We start from the raw sequence: 16,277 nt of genomic DNA, 5'->3' as shown, positions 1-16,277 counted from the left end.
CTCATTGAAAACAGATAATAAAGCATATTTTATTTGAATTGTTTCTTATATGTTGATAATCCTTTAACCAAACCGCTGTTTATCTCTCGGTAGTATCGGCCTAGAATGCACCCATCGATTCAGGCAACACAAGGTTGCCGCCAACAAGATTTTGATTTGAAAGGAAAGTATCATGAAAAAATTTGCATTCGCCGCCATTATCGCCACCGCCGCTTCTCTGGCCGCTGCCGACTCACCCATGCCGGAATGGAACCACGCCAACGACCACGGCCCGATTGCCGGTTTGACCGAAGTAAAATACGATACCGTTATCCACTCGTCTAAAGACGACGACCGCGTGAAATTCACCGTGGCTCCGACCGGTGTGCGTACCCCGAACGGCATCGGCTACAACGACACCCACGCCCGCATGAACCCGGAAGGCGTGCGCTAAGCGTATAGCGCCCACGGCCTAAAACACAATATAGGGAAAACGCAAGATACGGGGCGGGGCGTAAACGCCGTCTTGCGATAGATATTTAATTCCGCCCAAACAAGCCGTCTGTTTCAGACGGCTTTTGCCTGCCGGAATAACCGAGTTTTCCGCTCGGACTTTCCCGCGTCGGGGCAATCGGCTAAAATAAAGGCCGTCTGAAACCAGAGCGGAAGCCGGCCGCCGCGCCGACCCGCCGCCTAAGTCGAAAAGGAACCGCTATGACCCGTATGGTCCAATGTGTGAAGCTCGGCAAAGAAGCCGAGGGCATGAAATTCGCGCCGCTGCCGAACGAGCTGGGCAAGCGCATTTTTGAAAACGTATCGCAGGAAGCGTGGAATGCGTGGACGCGCCACCAAACCATGCTGATTAACGAAAACCGTCTCAGCCTCGCCGATCCGCGTGCGCGCGAATATCTGGCGCAGCAGATGGAAAATTATTTCTTCGGCGACGGCGCTGATGCCGTGCAGGGTTATGTGCCGCAGGAATAATCCGCCGCAAGCGTGTGCTATAGCCGGAGAACTCAATTTTTCCGACTATATATGCCTAAAAAGGCCGTCTGAAAATCCGATTTTCAGACGGCCTTTTTAATGCGTGGCTTGTCGCGTTTGCTGTGATGCGGCCGCCATAGCTTTAAAAAGACGAAGACAATTCTTCCAGCTCTTCGCTGCGGGCCTTGTTCAGCAGCATCGGGCAGTATTCGTACATGGGCGAGCCGACATACTGGCCCATCATTTGGCAGTGGCGGTTGCGGTAGGCCAGCCAGGATTTTTGCGCGGCCTCGAAATGCTCGGCGGCTTGGCGGTCTTGCTGCTGCAAGGCGGCGTAGATTTTTTGATAGGTGCGGTTGATTTTACGCTTGTAGGCTTCCGACGATTCGGACGCGCATTGGTAAACCACGCTGTTGTTCATCGCGGGATATTGCGCGGTGCAGCGTTCGTATATATCTTCGGCATGGGCGGGCAAAGCCGCTGCGGCTGCCAGCAGGATGGCCAGTTTTTTCATGATGGTGTTTCTCCCCGTTATCCGGCAATATCGCGCCGCAATGTTTGAAAATTATCATTTTAAATTTGAAAAATCAATAGTCTGCTGCTGTGTTTGATATAGGGAAACGGTACGGGCAGGACTTGAAATGGTTGCCTGATGCCGCCATATTTCAGACGGCTAACCCGTTAAACAACTTTGAAAAGCCGTCTGAAAAAGGCCGCCTTTCGGGGCGATGCGCGGCAATAAGTGAATATTCGGGAATTTTCCGCCAAAGTTTCGCCAAAATTTCGGATTTGCTGTTAAAATCCCCATTCATTCCACTTTTACACACACACACTATATTGGAGCAAACGCCATGCAAAACGACGTTTACGACTACACACAAACCGGTGCGGTGCAGCAGAATGAGGTATTGCGTAAAACCTACAACCTGCTTGCTTTGTCTTTCCTGCCTGCTGCGGCCGGCGCGTTTATCAGCGGACAAAGCGGTTTCAATATCATGGCCGCGCTGGGCGGCGGCTGGATGGGCATCATCGCCGTATTCGCGTTTTTCTACGGTATGTGCTTTCTGATTGAGCGCAACCGCTACAGCAATACCGGCGTGGCGCTGCTGATGGTGTTTACTTTCGGCATGGGCGTGATGATCAGCCCGCTGCTGCAATATGCGCTGAATTTCAACAACGGTGCGCAAATCGTCGGCATCGCCGCCGCCATGACCGCCGCCGTGTTTTTCACCATGGCCGCGATGGCGCGCCGCACCAATGTCAATATGAGCTCTTTGGGCCGTTTCCTGACCGTGGGCGCAGTGATTTTGATGGTGGCGGTGGTGGCCAACCTGTTTTTGAACATCCCGGCCTTGAGCCTGACGATTTCCGCAGGTTTCGTATTGTTCAGCTCGCTGATGATTATGTTCCAAGTGCGCCAGGTGATTGACGGCGGCGAAGACAGCCACATCAGCGCTGCGTTGACCATTTTCATCTCGATTTACAATATTTTCAGCAGCCTGCTGCGTATTCTGCTGGCTTTCAATAACGACGAATAAGCGTCGGCAAGCCGCAAAGCCGTCTGGCAAGCTCCGGCTGTCCGTAAGGGACGGGTCGGGTTTTCAGACGGCTTTTGCACTTTGCCCCGCCGCATCGGATAAGCGATAAACCATGAACACCAATCCGCGCCGCGCCGTATATGCCGGCAGTTTCGATCCGCCGACCAACGGCCATCTGTGGATGATACGCGAAGCGGCCGCTCTGTTTGACGAGCTGGTCGTCGCGCTCGGGGTCAATCCCGAAAAACGCAGCACATACAGCATCGCCGAGCGGCAGGCCATGCTGGAAGCGGTCACCGCCGATTTGCCCAATGTGAAAATCAGCGTGTTTGAAAACCGCTTTCTGGTGCACTATGCACGCGAAGTCGGCGCGCGTTTTGTGGTGCGGGGCATACGCAGCGGCAGCGATTACGAGTATGAACGCTCGATGCGCTACATCAACAGCGACCTTGCGCCCGAAATCACCACCGTCTTGCTGATGCCGCCGCGCGAAATCGCCGAAGTGTCGTCCACCATGGTGAAAGGGTTAGTCGGGCCGGAGGGCTGGCGCGACACCATAGGCCGCTACCTGCCCGAAGCGGTGTACCGCAAAATCGTGCAGGACCATGAAACTTGAGGGTGGAAAGTTATTTGTAGGGTAGGACAGCCACTCGGCACGATAGTTAAATGCCTAAAAAATACATCTCAAGTTTGGAACGAATGCCGGTATTTTTGTAGAAAAGTAGTATCTTCAAATGCCGTCATTAGCTTCGCAAGTCCGCTGCGCTACCCCCGCGCAGCGGACTTGCGAAGCTAATGACGGCAATAAAGATTTCTGTTTTTGGAATGTTGACGATATATAGTCGGAGAAATGAAATTCTGATACAAGGCGAGCCAACGCCGTAGCAGAATTTCATTTCTCCGACTATATCGATATTTTGGTTTTAAATATTTCATTTCACAATCAAAAAGCCGTCTGAAAAATCCATTTTTCAGACGGCTTTTTGATTGACGCAGGCGGCTCAGGATTTCATTTCCAATACACTCAAGCCCTGCAGATCCGCAAAGCTGCGGTCGCGCACGATTTGGCAGAAATTGTCGATATAGGTTTTGCCCGCATCTTCGCTGCGAACGGCGGCATACAGCTTGCTTCTCAGACCTTCCGAAGTAATCGGACGGGAAATCACATAGCCTTTTTCCAAATACGGCATCACCGTCCAATAAGGCAGGGCGGCAATACCGCGGCGGCTGGCCACCAGCTGGATGATGGCGATGGTCAGCTCGCTGTGGCGGCGCGGCGGGTTGATGCCGCGCGGCAGCAGCACTTTTTTCAGCAAGTCGAGCATATCGTCGGGCACGGGATAGGTAATCAGCGTTTCATCGGTAAAATCTTCCGCCGCCCATACCGATTTGGCCGCCAGCGGGTGGTCTTGGGCGCAGATGCCGACCATTTCGTAGGAAAACAGGGGGAAGTAGGTAATGCCCGGCTGCGGCTCGGCTTCGGAAACGATGGCAACGTCGGCGCGGTGTTGCAGCAGCAGGCCGACCGGATCGACGTGGAAGCCCGATACGATGTCCAGCTCCACCTGCGGCCACAGCGGGCGGAATTCGCCCATGGCGGGCATCAGCCAGTCGAAGCAGGTATGGCATTCCACCGCCAGCCGCAATTCGCCCGCTTCGCCCTCGAGAATCTGCGCCAAATCGCGTTCCGCCGTTGCCACCTGCGGCAGCAAATCGTGCGCCAGCTGCAAGAGTCGCGTGCCGGCGGGCGTGAAGCGCAGGGGCGAGGATTTGCGCTCGAAAAGCGGCGCATCGTAATACGTTTCCAGCGCGCGGATTTGGTGCGACAGCGCCGATTGCGTGAGAAACACGCGCTTGGCGGCCAGCGACACGCTGCCGGTTTCTTCCAAAGCCAGCAGGGTTTTGAGGTGTCGTAATTCGATAATAGAATCCATGAATGCAGTCTTTCAGACGGCCTGAAGAGGCCGGAATGTGCGGATATTAAAATAATTCATGTTGCTATGCAAATGTTTAATACGGCGCGGGGCAAAAGCGGCAGATGGTTCATGAATTTTATGTTGTATGCGTTCGGCCGTCTGAAAAAGCCGTCTGAAATCCGCAGGCAGCGGGGCAGGGCGGCGGGTATGCTGCCGAAAACTTACCCCGCCGCCGCATTTCGGCATAAAATACGCGCCTGAATTTCAAGCATAATCATTTGGAGGAACACACCATGACAACCCGTCAGGAAATTTTAGCCTGGTGCGATGCCACGCTGCAAACCGCCGCCTATAAAGATTACGCGCCCAACGGCCTGCAGGTTGAGGGTAAGGAAAACGTGGCGAAAATCGCGACTTCGGTAACCGCCAGCAAGGCGGCTGTTGATTTTGCCGCCGCCGAGCAGGCCGATTTGCTGCTGGTGCACCACGGTATGTTTTGGAAAAGCGAGCCGCTGACCATTACCGGTTGGAAAAAAGCCAGAATCGAAGCTCTGTTGCGCCATCAAATCAATATGGCCGGCTACCACCTGCCGCTCGACGGTCATGCCGAGCTGGGCAACAACGCGCAGCTGGCCATGCGGTTGGGCTGGATAACCGAAGCGCGTTTCGGCGAGCAAAACCTGCTCAATATCGGCCGCCCCGAAAAAGTGCAGACGCTGGCGCAGTTTGCAGACGGCATCGAAGCCGCTTTGGCACGCAAGCCTGTGGTGGTGGGCGATTTATCGAAAGAAATTAAAAAAGTGGCCTGGTGTACCGGCGGTGCGCAAGGCTTTTTCCAAGAGGCCATTGATGCCGGTGCCGATGTGTATGTCACGGGCGAAATCTCCGAGGCGCAATACCATCTGGCCAATGAAACCGGCGTGGCCTTTGTCAGCGCCGGGCATCACGCCACCGAGCGTTACGGCGTACGCGCCCTCGGCGACGCGCTGGCGCAGCATTTCGGCGTGGCAGTGTGTCATTTTGATGAAAACAATCCGGCCTGAGCGCGGCAAGGCCGTCTGAAAACAGCATCATGTGCTTTTTTCAGACGGCAGCGGTGCAAAGAATATTGAGAAATATCACAAAAACTTTACCTTATTTTAAATAATGCTTTGAGTATCAGCGCAAACTAGGTAGAATTACACTGTTTAATGGCTCGGTATTCCCAACATTAGGACGACTGAATATATGGATAATCAAGAAATCAACAACGGCCGCCGCCGTTTTCTGACGCTGGCTACCTGCGGCGCGGGCGGCGTGGCGGCCTTGGGCGTAGCAACGCCTTTCGTGGCCAGCTTTTTCCCGTCGGAAAAAGCCAAAGCCGCCGGTGCTGCCGTCGAAGTCGACGTCAGCAAAATCGAGGCAGGCCAGCTGCTGACCGCAGAGTGGCAGGGTAAACCCATTTTCGTACTCAACCGTACCGAACAACAGCTGAAAGACTTGAAAACGCTGGATGACGCAGTAGCCGATCCGACTTCCCAAGCCGACCAGCAGCCTGCCTACGCGCAAAACGAAAACCGTTCGATTAAGCCGAATATTTTCGTGGCAATCGGTATCTGTACCCACTTGGGCTGCTCGCCGACCTACCGTCCCGACGTTGCTGCGGCAGATTTGGGCGCGGACTGGAAAGGCGGCTTCTTCTGCCCATGCCACGGTTCGAAATTCGACATCGCCGGCCGCGTGTACAAAGGTGTTCCCGCACCGACCAACCTGGTCGTACCGCCTTATAAATATCTGAGCGATACCGTTGTACTGGTAGGCGAAGACTAATAATAAGGAAATGAACTATGGCAAACCAAACCAATAACAAAGCAAAAGCATTGTTAGGCTGGGTGGACGACCGTTTCCCCCTGTCTAAAATGTGGAAAGAACACCTGAGCGAGTACTACGCGCCGAAAAACTTCAACTTCTGGTATTTCTTCGGCTCACTGGCCTTGCTGGTGCTGGTGATTCAAATTGTCAGCGGCATTTTCCTGACCATGAACTACAAGCCGGACGGCAATCTGAACGCCTACCACCTGCCTGCCGCATTTACCGCGGTAGAATACATCATGCGCGACGTGTCCGGCGGCTGGATTATCCGCTACATGCACTCTACCGGCGCATCCTTCTTCTTTATCGTCGTTTACCTGCATATGTTCCGCGGCTTGGTGTACGGTTCGTACAAAAAACCGCGCGAGTTGGTGTGGGTGTTCGGCTCGCTGATTTTCCTGGCATTGATGGCCGAAGCCTTTATGGGCTACCTGCTGCCGTGGGGTCAGATGTCGTTCTGGGGCGCGCAGGTGATTATCAACCTATTTGCCGCCATTCCGGTTATCGGCCCGGATTTGTCCACTTGGATTCGCGGTGACTTCAACGTATCCGACGCCACTCTCAACCGCTTCTTCGCCCTGCACGTCATTGCCGTGCCGCTGGTATTGATCGGCCTGATTGTGGCGCACATCATCGCCCTGCACGAAGTCGGTTCCAACAACCCCGACGGCGTGGAAATCAAAAAACTGAAAGACGAAAACGGCGTACCGCTGGACGGCATCCCGTTCCACCCGTACTACACCGTAAAAGACATCTTGGGCGTTGTCGTATTCCTGATTGTCTTCTGCGCCGTGATGTTCTTCGCGCCCGAAGGCGGCGGCTACTTCCTCGAAGCGCCTAACTTCGACGCGGCCAACCCGCTGAAAACACCCGCGCACATCGCTCCGGTATGGTACTTCACACCGTTCTACGCCATCTTGCGCGCCGTACCTTCATTCCTGGGTACGCAGGTTTGGGGTGTAATCGCCATGGGTGCGGCGGTCGTATTGATTGCCCTGCTGCCTTGGCTGGATCGCGGCGAAGTGAAATCCATCCGTTATCGCGGCCCGATTTTCAAAACCGCCATCGTATTGTTCGTCATCTCCTTCATCGGCTTGGGTATCTTGGGCGCACTGGTTGCGACCGACACCCGCACCTTGGTGGCGCGCATCCTGACCGTCATTTACTTCGCCTTCTTCCTCGGTATGCCGTTCTATACCAAGCTGGACAGCAACAAACCTGTTCCTGAGCGCGTAACCATGAGCACCGCGAAACAAAAAATCATGTTCTTTGTTTACGTTGCCATTACCGTGGTCGGCTCTTACCTGTTTGCAACCAATATCTGATGAGGGCGGCGAAAATGAAACAAACTTTGAAAAACTGGTTTGCTGCCTTATTGCTGGCAGTACCGATGGGAGCGGCTGTTGCCGCAGGCGGTCACGCAAATTACGAGAAAGTCGATATCGATTTGCGCGATCAAGTGAGCCTGCAGCGCGGCGCGCAGATTTTCACAAACTACTGCCTGTCTTGCCACTCCGCTACCGGCATGCGCTTCAACCGCTTGAAAGACATCGGCCTGACCGATGACGAAATCAAAGCGAACATGATGTTTACTACCGACAATGTGGGCGACGTCATGCTGGCGGCGATGAATCCGAAAGACGGCGAAAAATGGTTTGGCGCAGCGCCTCCGGATCTGACCCTGATTGCCCGTTCTCGCGGTGCGGATTACCTGTACGCCTATATGCGCGGCTTCTATAAAGATCCGACCCGTCCGAACGGCTGGAACAACGTGGTATTCGATAAAGTCGGTATGCCGCACCCGCTGTGGGAGCAACAAGGCGTGAAAGCCGTTGAGCTCGACAGCAAAGGCCAGCCGGTATGGGTGGAAAACGAGCACGGCGTGAAAGAGCCTAAGCTCTACTGGGAGTCCACCGGCCTGCACAGCCGCCGCCTGCCGAACGGTAAAGTCATCGATAAAGAATACGATGCTTACGCACGCGACTTGGTGAACTTCCTGGTGTACATGGGCGAACCGGCCCAGCTGCAACGCCACCGCGTAGGTTATGTCGTGATGATTTTCCTGCTGGCTGTGATGTTGCCTTTGGCATACTTCCTGAAAAAAGAATTCTGGAAAGACGTACACTAAGTCGTTTCCGATATTCATGCAAAAGGGCAAACCTGTATGGGTTTGCCCTTTTTTTTGTATGGGTTTCGTTTGCGGGTTTGATCGCTGAATATAGCCAAATTTCCAAGAGGCCGTAATGCGTAGTAACGAGTAGGCTGGGCTGAAGTCCAGCCTACGCATTACTCATTTGTGAATGATAAGGGGAGGTATGAATTTGGTCGGGCTAGACCGGATTTCAGACGGCCTTATCGAAGCAATTCATGCTCCGGTCATCTGCATCAATCCATCAAGCAAACGATAAACAGATGTTTCTCATCCTTCTATATTCCCTTAATAAATAATACCTTACATCGAATTTCTGGATTTTAAACCCGCAATCGGCTATAATTCTGCCATTAAATTTCTATATGATAAGGCCGTCTGAAAAACGGCCTGCAGGAGTAAAGCATTATGATGACCTTGTATTCGGGCATTACCTGCCCCTTCAGCCAGCGCTGCCGTTTCGTGCTGTACGAAAAAGGCATGGACTTTGAAATCAAAGACGTCGATATTTTCAACAAGCCCGAAGATTTGGCGGTGATGAACCCGTATAACCAAGTGCCGGTGCTGGTGGAGCGCGATTTGGTGCTGCACGAATCCAATATCATCAACGAATACATCGACGAGCGTTTCCCGCATCCGCAGCTGATGCCGGGCGATCCCGTGATGCGTGGTCGCGGCCGCCTGGTGCTGCACCGCATGGAAAAAGAGCTGTTCAGCCTGGTGCAGGTGCTGGAAAATCCCGAATCCACCAATAAAGAACAAGCCAAAGCGCGCGAAGCCATCGGCAACGGCCTGACCCTGCTTGCGCCTGCGTTTGCAAAAAACAAATACATCTTGGGCGACGATTTCTCCATGATTGATGTGGCGCTGGCGCCGCTGCTGTGGCGTTTGGACTATTACGACATCAAGCTCGGCAAAAGCGCCGCGCCCCTGTTGAAATACGCCGAACGCATCTTCCAGCGCGAAGCCTTTATCGAAGCGCTCACGCCTGCCGAAAAAGCCATGCGCCGTTAAGCGGGAGATAAGATGACTTCTACCAAGCCCTACCTGCTGCGCGCCTTATACGAATGGTGTCTGGATAATAACCAAACGCCGTATATCGCTGTATGGGTCAACGAGCATACGCGCGTGCCCGCGCAATATGTGCGCGACAACGAAATCGTATTGAATATCGGCCCCGTAGCCAGCCACAACCTGACCATAGACAACGATTGGGTGAGCTTTTCAGCGCGTTTTAGCGGTGTGTCGCACGATATTTGGATTCCGGTCGGACATGTTGCCAGCATTTTCGGACGCGAAAGCAGCCAGGGCATGGGTTTCGAGGTCGAGCCTTACGCGCCTGAGACGGCGGAGAAAGCGGAAGCGTCTGAGAAAACCATCGAGCCTGAAGCCGAAGCAGAAGTTGCGAAAGCAGATGAGAGTAAATCGTCTGACAAGCCCAAACCGAAAAAAGGTTTGAAATTGGTGAAATAAATCATGGTTGGCGCAATGAAGCTCTGTTTCAATATCTGTTTGTCAGTTTCATTATCTGAAACGGGTATTTCATTGTTTCACGTGCTGATTTGCACATCAAAGCCGTCTGAAAATCGGTATTTTCAGACGGCTTTTCCATGCCGGCAGGCAGGCGGTGAACGGCATGGATTTATTTGTTAAAAATCCTTTACAATAAAACAATGGCGCAGATTGCCGCAGCCCTTTAAAATAGCGACTTTACGCAGAATTTTTGGGGCGGAAGCTATGATGAAAAATCGGGTAACCAATATTCACTTTGTCGGCATCGGCGGCTCGGGTATGAGCGGTATTGCCGAAGTGTTGCACAATTTGGGCTTCAAGGTTTCCGGCTCCGACCAGGCTAAAAGCGCGGTGACTGAGCATCTGAGCAGCTTGGGTATTCAAGTTTACCCCGGCCATACCGCCGAGCATGTCAACGGCGCGGATGTGGTGGTGACTTCCACCGCCGTGCAAAAAGACAACCCTGAAGTGGTGGCAGCGCTGGAGCAGCAGATTCCGGTGATTCCGCGCGCGCTGATGCTGGCCGAACTGATGCGCTTCCGCGACGGTATCGCCATTGCCGGTACGCACGGCAAAACCACCACCACCAGCCTGACCGCTTCCATCTTGGGCGCGGCGGGCTTGGATCCGACGTTTGTGATTGGCGGCAAGCTGAATGCGGCCGGCACCAATGCGCGTTTGGGCAAGGGCGAATACATCGTGGCCGAGGCCGACGAATCCGATGCTTCTTTCCTGCATCTGACCCCGATTATGTCGGTCGTGACCAATATCGACGAAGACCACATGGATACCTACGGCCACAGCGTTGATAAGCTGCATCAGGCCTTTATCGATTTTATCCACCGTATGCCGTTTTACGGCAAAGCGTTTTTGTGCATCGACAGCGAACACGTGCGCGCCATTCTGCCCAAAGTGAGCAAACCTTACGCCACTTACGGCCTGGACGACAGCGCCGATGTGTATGCAACCGATATTGAAAACATCGGCGCGCAAATGAAATTTACCGTACACGTCAACATGAAAGGCTCGGCGCAAGAGCCGTTTGACGTGGTGCTGAATATGCCCGGCCGTCATAATGTGCTTAACGCACTGGCTGCCATCAGCGTGGCCTTGGAAGTCGGTGCATCGGTTGAAGCCATCCAGCAAGGCTTGCTGGGCTTCGAGGGCGTCGGCCGCCGCTTCCAGAAATACGGCGACATCGCGCTGCCCAACGGCGGCACGGCGCTGGTGGTGGACGATTACGGCCATCACCCCGTGGAAATGGCTGCTACCTTGTCGGCCGCACGCGGTGCGTACCCTGAAAAACGCCTGGTGTTGGCTTTCCAGCCGCACCGCTATACCCGCACCCGCGATTTGTTTGAAGACTTTACCAAAGTGCTTAATACTGTGGATGCGTTGGTGCTGACCGAAGTGTATGCCGCCGGCGAAACGCCGATTGCCGAAGCCGACAGCCGCGCTTTGGCACGCAGCATCCGCGCCTACGGCAAAGTCGAGCCGCTGTATTGCGCCGATGTCAACGAATTGCCGCAAATGCTGCTGGATATCCTGCGCGACGGCGATGTGCTGCTGAATATGGGTGCAGGCAGCATCAACCGCGTGCCGCAGGCTTTGGTAGACTTGGCACGCGGATAATGCCGGTTTTCAGACGGCCTGCGCCCGCAATGCCGTCTGAAAATATACTGAATAACAAACCAAGCGGGCAAACATAACGATAACAACAGCAGTATGGTCGGATGAATGCAGAATGAAGCTGGGCGCAGTAAGGCCGTATCATTCTGTATCAAAAGACTAAAACAGAAAGATTGTATGCAAGATTTTGGCAAGGTTGCCGTTTTGGCGGGCGGATTTTCCAGCGAGCGCGAAGTGTCGCTCGTCAGCGGCACAGCGATTGTGGCCGCATTACGCAGCAAAGGCATTGACGCGCATCCGTTCGACCCCAAAGAAACCCCGTTGGCCGAATTGAAAACACAAGGTTTTCAGACGGCATTCAATATCCTGCACGGCACTTACGGCGAAGACGGCGCAGTGCAGGGCGCTTTGGAACTTTTGGGCATACCTTATACCGGTAGCGGCGTGGCCGCATCCGCCATCGGCATGGACAAATACCGCTGCAAGCTGATTTGGCAGGCGCTGGGTCTGCCCGTGCCCGAGTTTGCCGTATTGCATGACGACAGCGATTTCGACGCGGTCGAGAAAAAACTCGGCCTGCCGATGTTTGTGAAACCCGCAGCCGAAGGCAGCAGCGTCGGCGTGGTTAAAGTCAAAGAAGCAGGCCGTCTGAAAAGCGTGTATGAAGAGCTGAAACACCTGCAGGGCGAAATCATCGCTGAGCGCTTTATCGGCGGCGGCGAATACTCCTGCCCCGTATTGGGCGGCCGCGGCCTGCCGAGCATCCGCATTATTCCGGCCACCGAGTTTTACGATTACGCGGCCAAATACGAGCGCGACGATACCGTGTATCAATGCCCTTCGGATTTGAGCAGCGAAGACGAAGCGCTGATGCGTGCATTGGCCGTACGCGGCGCGCAGGCCGTCGGCGCGCAGGGCTGCCTGCGGGTGGACTTTCTGAAAGATACCGACGGCAAGCTGTATCTTTTGGAAATCAATACCCTGCCGGGTATGACCGATCACAGTTTGGTACCGAAATCCGCCGCCCAAGAAGGCGTGGATTTTGCCGATTTATGTATTGAGATTTTGAAAACTGCTCATGTGGGATGATGCGAGTGCGATGGGTCGGCTGACCCGCTGGCTGATGGTGCTGATGCTGTTGATGCTGATCGGCACGGGCTTGGCGTGGGCGTACAATTCCAGCCGCTTCCCCGTCAAGCAGGTCGAAATACAGGGTAAGCTGCATTACACCGATGCCAAAGAGCTGCAGGAAATCGCCAAGCAGTATATGCGCGGCAATATTTTCCGTGCCGATGTCAACGGCGCGGGCAAAGCCTTTCAGCAGCTGCCGTGGATAGATTCGGTATTGGTGCGCCGCCGCCTGCCCGATACCGTCGAAATCATCCTGGAAGAGCGTGTGCCGCTGGCGCGCTGGCAGGCAGGCGGGCTGGTGGACAGCAAAGGCAATGTGTTTGACGCCGACATAGAAGAAAAACTGCCCCTGTTTGAAGGGCAGCCGAATACCGGCAGAGACATGGCCAAGCATTACCGCGATTTTATCGACATCCTGCAGCCGAGCGGCCTGAAAATCGAAAAATTAATCTACACCCCGCGCTCCGCCTGGCAGGTGATTTTAGACAACGGCATCACCGTCCGATTGGGCAGGGAAAACGAAATCAAGCGTCTGCAGCATTTTGCCGGCGCCTGGCCGGGCTTGCTGGCGCAGCACGGCAGCCGCCTGGCCTACGTCGATATGCGCTATAAAGACGGATTTTCCGTGCGCTACAAAGACGCCGCCGGCAGCAGAAACGAATAGCCCCGTCCGCCGCATCCGGCAGGGCGGCAGGCAGACAGACAACATCATCAAAATGAATGGGAATTTATGGAACAAGGCAAATACATCAGTGCGTTAGACATCGGCACATCCAAAGTAATCGCGCTTATCGGCGAAGTACAGGAAGACAATGAAATCCACATCGTCGGCCTGGGGCAAGCACCGTCGCGCGGTTTGAAAGCCGGCATGGTGACCAATATCGACGCCACCGCGCAGGCCATCCAGCAGGCGGTGCACGAAGCCGAATTGATGGCCGATACCAAAATTACCCAAGTCACCACCGGCATCGCGGGCAACCACATCCGCAGCTTCAATTCGCACGGCGTGGTGAAAATCAAAAACGGCGAAGTCACCCAAGCCGATATCGACCGCACCATCGAAAGCGCCAAAGAAATGGTGAACATTCCTTTGGATCACAACATCCTGCATACCGTGGTGCAAGAATACATCATCGACAACCAGCCCGGCGTGAAAGAACCCATCGGCATGAGCGGTGTGCGCCTGGAAACGCGCGTGCACATCATTACCGGCGCCAACACCGCCCTGCAGAATATTCAAAAATGCATCCAGCGCTGCGGCCTGCAGATGGACCAAATCATGCTCCAGCCCTTGGCCAGCGGCCAATCGGTGCTGACCGAAGACGAAAAAGATTTGGGCGTCTGCCTGATTGACATCGGCGGCGGCACAACCGACATCGCCGTGTACACCAACGGCGCCATCCGCCATACCGCCGTAATTCCCGTAGCGGGCGACTTGATTACCAAAGACTTGGCACAAGCCCTGCGTACCCCGCAAAGCGCGGCCGAATCCATCAAAATCCACTTCGGTGCCGCCGTACCGACATTGGACGATGCCGACGAAATGGTCGAAGTACCCAGCGTCGGCGACCGTAACCCGCGCCAAGTATCGCGCAGCGTGCTCGCCAGCGTGATTGGCCCGCGCGTAGAAGAAATTTTGGAATTGACCCTGAACGAGCTGCGCCGCGCAGGCTACCCTGAAGAAATGCTGATTTCCGGTGTGGTGCTGACCGGCGGCGCATCTATGCTCAACGGCATCGTCGAGCTGACCGAAGACGTGTTCAACCTGCCCGCCCGCATCGGCGTGCCGCAGGAAATGGGCGGCGTATCCGAGCGCATCCGCAACCCGCGCTACGCCACCGCCATCGGCCTGCTGGAAGCCGCGCGCGGCGAAGAAGACGGCAGCCCCGTCAGCGGCGCGGTAATGGTCGGCAGCGAAGGCGAAAAAGCCGGCCTGTGGGCGCGTTTCCAAAAATGGCTGCGCGACAATTTCTAACAGCCCGGCGCAAACTGTCTGATTTTTACCAAAACAGGCCGTCTGAAAAGCGGCCGCGGCCCGATAGCCATGAAGTATTTTGCCAGCGCGCAGATACTTCTTATATAATGCAAAAGATTATTGAATGATTAAACCGTCCTCAAACAGAGCGCGGAGGAGCATACGAATGGATTTTGTTTACGATGTAGCCGAATCAGTGACCGGCCCGGTGGTGATTAAAGTAATCGGTTTGGGCGGCGGTGGCTGTAACGCCATCAACAATATGGTGGAAAACACCATTCAGGGCGTGGATTTGATCAGTGCCAATACCGATGCCCAATCTCTGGGTCAAAACAAAGCGGCCAAGCGCATCCAGCTGGGTACCAACCTCACCAAAGGCTTGGGCGCGGGTGCTAACCCCGAAATCGGCCGCGCCGCCGCTCAGGAAGAGCGCGAAGTCATTGAAGACGCCATCCGCGGCGCCAACCTGCTGTTCATCACCACCGGTATGGGCGGCGGTACAGGTACCGGCTCCGCGCCTGTTGTGGCCGAAATCGCCAAAGAAATGGGCATCCTGACCGTAGCCGTTGTCAGCCGTCCGTTCAGCCTGGAAGGCGGCAAGCGCCTGCGCGTGGCCGTAGAAGGCTTGGAGCAGCTCAAAGAAAATGTCGATTCCCTGATTATCATCCCCAACGACAAACTGTTTGACGTATTGGGCGAAGATGCCAATATGCGCGATGTATTCCGCATGGCCGACACCGTATTGCGCGATGCCGTAGCCGGTATTTCCGAAGTCGTGACCCGCCCGGGCTTTATGAACTTGGACTTCGCCGACGTGAAAAACGTCATGGGCATCAAAGGCATGGCCATGATGGGCTCAGGCTTCGCACAAGGCATCGACCGCGCGCGCCTGGCTACCGAGCAAGCCATTTCCAGCCCGTTCCTGGACGACGTAACCCTCGACGGCGCACGCGGCATTCTGGTGAATATCACCACCGCTCCGGGCTGCCTGAAAATGTCCGAATACCGCGAAATCATGAAAGCCGTCAATGCCAATGCCCACCCTGATGCAGAATGCAAAGTCGGCACGGCGGAAGACGACAGCATGAGCGAAGACGCCATCCGCGTCACCATCATCGCCACCGGCCTGAAAGAAAACGGCAGCACATTGGGTGCCGCCCGCGCTGCCCAACCGGCCCGCGAAGACATCGGCCAGCCCGCCCAATCCGGCAATATGGACGGCTTGGTACGCTCAGGTCGCGGCACACGCGGTATGAACCTGACGGCCGCCGATTTCAGCAATCAGTCTGTTTTGGATGATTTTGAAATCCCGGCCATCCTGCGCCGCCAGCAAAAAACCGAGCAATAAGATTGCGATACGCAAAAGCCCGCTTTAAGCGGGCTTTTTTATCGGGTAATTTGAGTTTGGGATACAAAACATCTCAGGGGAGATATATAGTCGAAGAAATTAATTTCTGCTACGGCGGTGCTGTGCCTTGTCGTACTATCTGTACTGTCTGCGGCTTCGCTGCCTTGACCCATTCTTATTTTATTCAACTATTTTTTTCAACAATATATGAATTTTCATAGACAGAAAATCACGAGATTTTCGTCATTCCCGCGCAGGCGGGAAT

18 protein-coding genes are annotated in these 16,277 nt (G+C 54.6%); 16 read left to right on the top strand and 2 right to left on the bottom strand.

Annotated elements, in window-relative coordinates; all coding sequences use genetic code 11:
• Positions 1 to 172 precede the first annotated feature (172 nt).
• Positions 173 to 433: a hypothetical protein gene (locus BDE01S_RS02665; protein ID WP_066077045.1), complete on the top strand. Its 261-nt coding sequence runs from the start codon at positions 173 to 175 to the stop codon at positions 431 to 433.
• A gap of 260 nt (positions 434 to 693) precedes the next feature.
• Positions 694 to 963 carry an oxidative damage protection protein gene (locus tag BDE01S_RS02660; protein WP_066077043.1) on the top strand — a complete coding sequence of 90 codons (270 nt, stop codon included), beginning with the start codon at positions 694 to 696 and terminating at the stop codon, positions 961 to 963.
• 142 nt (positions 964 to 1,105) lie between these two features.
• On the opposite strand, the gene BDE01S_RS02655 is transcribed toward BDE01S_RS02660, so the two are convergent.
• Positions 1,106 to 1,477 carry a lysozyme inhibitor LprI family protein gene (locus BDE01S_RS02655; RefSeq protein ID WP_066077038.1) on the bottom strand — a complete coding sequence of 124 codons (372 nt, stop codon included), beginning with the start codon at positions 1,475 to 1,477 and terminating at the stop codon, positions 1,106 to 1,108.
• Positions 1,478 to 1,814: 337 nt separating this feature from the next.
• Between BDE01S_RS02655 and BDE01S_RS02650 the strand changes: the two genes are divergently transcribed.
• Entirely contained in the window at positions 1,815 to 2,501 is a 687-nt protein-coding gene (locus tag BDE01S_RS02650; RefSeq protein WP_066077035.1) for a Bax inhibitor-1/YccA family protein, read from the top strand.
• 112 nt (positions 2,502 to 2,613) lie between these two features.
• A complete protein-coding gene (coaD, locus tag BDE01S_RS02645; RefSeq protein WP_066077032.1) occupies positions 2,614 to 3,117 on the top strand; it encodes a pantetheine-phosphate adenylyltransferase in 504 nt (167 codons plus the stop codon).
• 385 nt (positions 3,118 to 3,502) lie between these two features.
• Here the strand turns inward: coaD and BDE01S_RS02640 are convergent, their stop codons facing one another.
• Positions 3,503 to 4,435: a LysR family transcriptional regulator gene (locus BDE01S_RS02640; RefSeq protein WP_066077029.1), complete on the bottom strand. Its 933-nt coding sequence runs from the start codon at positions 4,433 to 4,435 to the stop codon at positions 3,503 to 3,505.
• 111 nt (positions 4,436 to 4,546) lie between these two features.
• On the opposite strand from BDE01S_RS02640, the gene BDE01S_RS11650 reads away from it, so the two are divergent.
• The 12 genes from BDE01S_RS11650 (at position 4,547) to ftsZ (ending at position 16,012) form a co-directional block, all read left to right on the top strand.
• Positions 4,547 to 4,678: a hypothetical protein gene (locus BDE01S_RS11650; protein ID WP_255265790.1), complete on the top strand. Its 132-nt coding sequence runs from the start codon at positions 4,547 to 4,549 to the stop codon at positions 4,676 to 4,678.
• 32 nt (positions 4,679 to 4,710) lie between these two features.
• On the top strand, positions 4,711 to 5,460 hold the full coding sequence (locus BDE01S_RS02635) for a Nif3-like dinuclear metal center hexameric protein (RefSeq protein WP_066077026.1): 750 nt from the start codon (positions 4,711 to 4,713) through the stop codon (positions 5,458 to 5,460).
• 184 nt (positions 5,461 to 5,644) lie between these two features.
• Positions 5,645 to 6,226, top strand: coding sequence for a ubiquinol-cytochrome c reductase iron-sulfur subunit (petA, locus tag BDE01S_RS02630; protein ID WP_066077024.1), 582 nt, complete (start codon positions 5,645 to 5,647; stop codon positions 6,224 to 6,226).
• Positions 6,227 to 6,243: 17 nt separating this feature from the next.
• Positions 6,244 to 7,593: a cytochrome b gene (locus BDE01S_RS02625; RefSeq protein WP_066077021.1), complete on the top strand. Its 1,350-nt coding sequence runs from the start codon at positions 6,244 to 6,246 to the stop codon at positions 7,591 to 7,593.
• Between the two features lie 14 nt (positions 7,594 to 7,607).
• A complete protein-coding gene (locus BDE01S_RS02620; RefSeq protein WP_082790399.1) occupies positions 7,608 to 8,396 on the top strand; it encodes a cytochrome c1 in 789 nt (262 codons plus the stop codon).
• Positions 8,397 to 8,825: 429 nt separating this feature from the next.
• Entirely contained in the window at positions 8,826 to 9,431 is a 606-nt protein-coding gene (locus BDE01S_RS02615; protein ID WP_066077015.1) for a glutathione S-transferase N-terminal domain-containing protein, read from the top strand.
• A 12-nt stretch (positions 9,432 to 9,443) separates the two neighbouring features.
• Entirely contained in the window at positions 9,444 to 9,890 is a 447-nt protein-coding gene (locus BDE01S_RS02610; RefSeq protein ID WP_066077012.1) for a ClpXP protease specificity-enhancing factor, read from the top strand.
• Between the two features lie 264 nt (positions 9,891 to 10,154).
• The gene (murC, locus tag BDE01S_RS02605) at positions 10,155 to 11,561 is read left to right on the top strand and encodes a UDP-N-acetylmuramate--L-alanine ligase (RefSeq protein WP_066077008.1); all 1,407 of its coding nucleotides are present in this window, start codon (positions 10,155 to 10,157) and stop codon (positions 11,559 to 11,561) included.
• Positions 11,562 to 11,735: 174 nt separating this feature from the next.
• The gene (locus BDE01S_RS02600; RefSeq protein ID WP_066077003.1) at positions 11,736 to 12,647 is read left to right on the top strand and encodes a D-alanine--D-alanine ligase; all 912 of its coding nucleotides are present in this window, start codon (positions 11,736 to 11,738) and stop codon (positions 12,645 to 12,647) included.
• On the top strand, positions 12,637 to 13,353 hold the full coding sequence (locus BDE01S_RS02595) for a cell division protein FtsQ/DivIB (protein WP_066077000.1): 717 nt from the start codon (positions 12,637 to 12,639) through the stop codon (positions 13,351 to 13,353). The genes BDE01S_RS02600 and BDE01S_RS02595 overlap by 11 nt, the downstream gene beginning before the upstream one ends.
• A 66-nt stretch (positions 13,354 to 13,419) precedes the next feature.
• Positions 13,420 to 14,664, top strand: coding sequence for a cell division protein FtsA (gene ftsA, locus BDE01S_RS02590; RefSeq protein ID WP_066076997.1), 1,245 nt, complete (start codon positions 13,420 to 13,422; stop codon positions 14,662 to 14,664).
• Between the two features lie 166 nt (positions 14,665 to 14,830).
• Positions 14,831 to 16,012 carry a cell division protein FtsZ gene (gene ftsZ, locus BDE01S_RS02585; RefSeq protein WP_066076993.1) on the top strand — a complete coding sequence of 394 codons (1,182 nt, stop codon included), beginning with the start codon at positions 14,831 to 14,833 and terminating at the stop codon, positions 16,010 to 16,012.
• Positions 16,013 to 16,277: the final 265 nt, after the last annotated feature.

The organism is Bergeriella denitrificans NBRC 102155, from assembly GCF_001592185.1.
Taxonomy (GTDB): Bacteria; Pseudomonadota; Gammaproteobacteria; order Burkholderiales; family Neisseriaceae; genus Neisseria; species Neisseria denitrificans.
The sequence above is the reverse complement of the archived record's forward strand: the minus strand, read 5'-3'. Positions and strand labels throughout refer to the sequence as shown.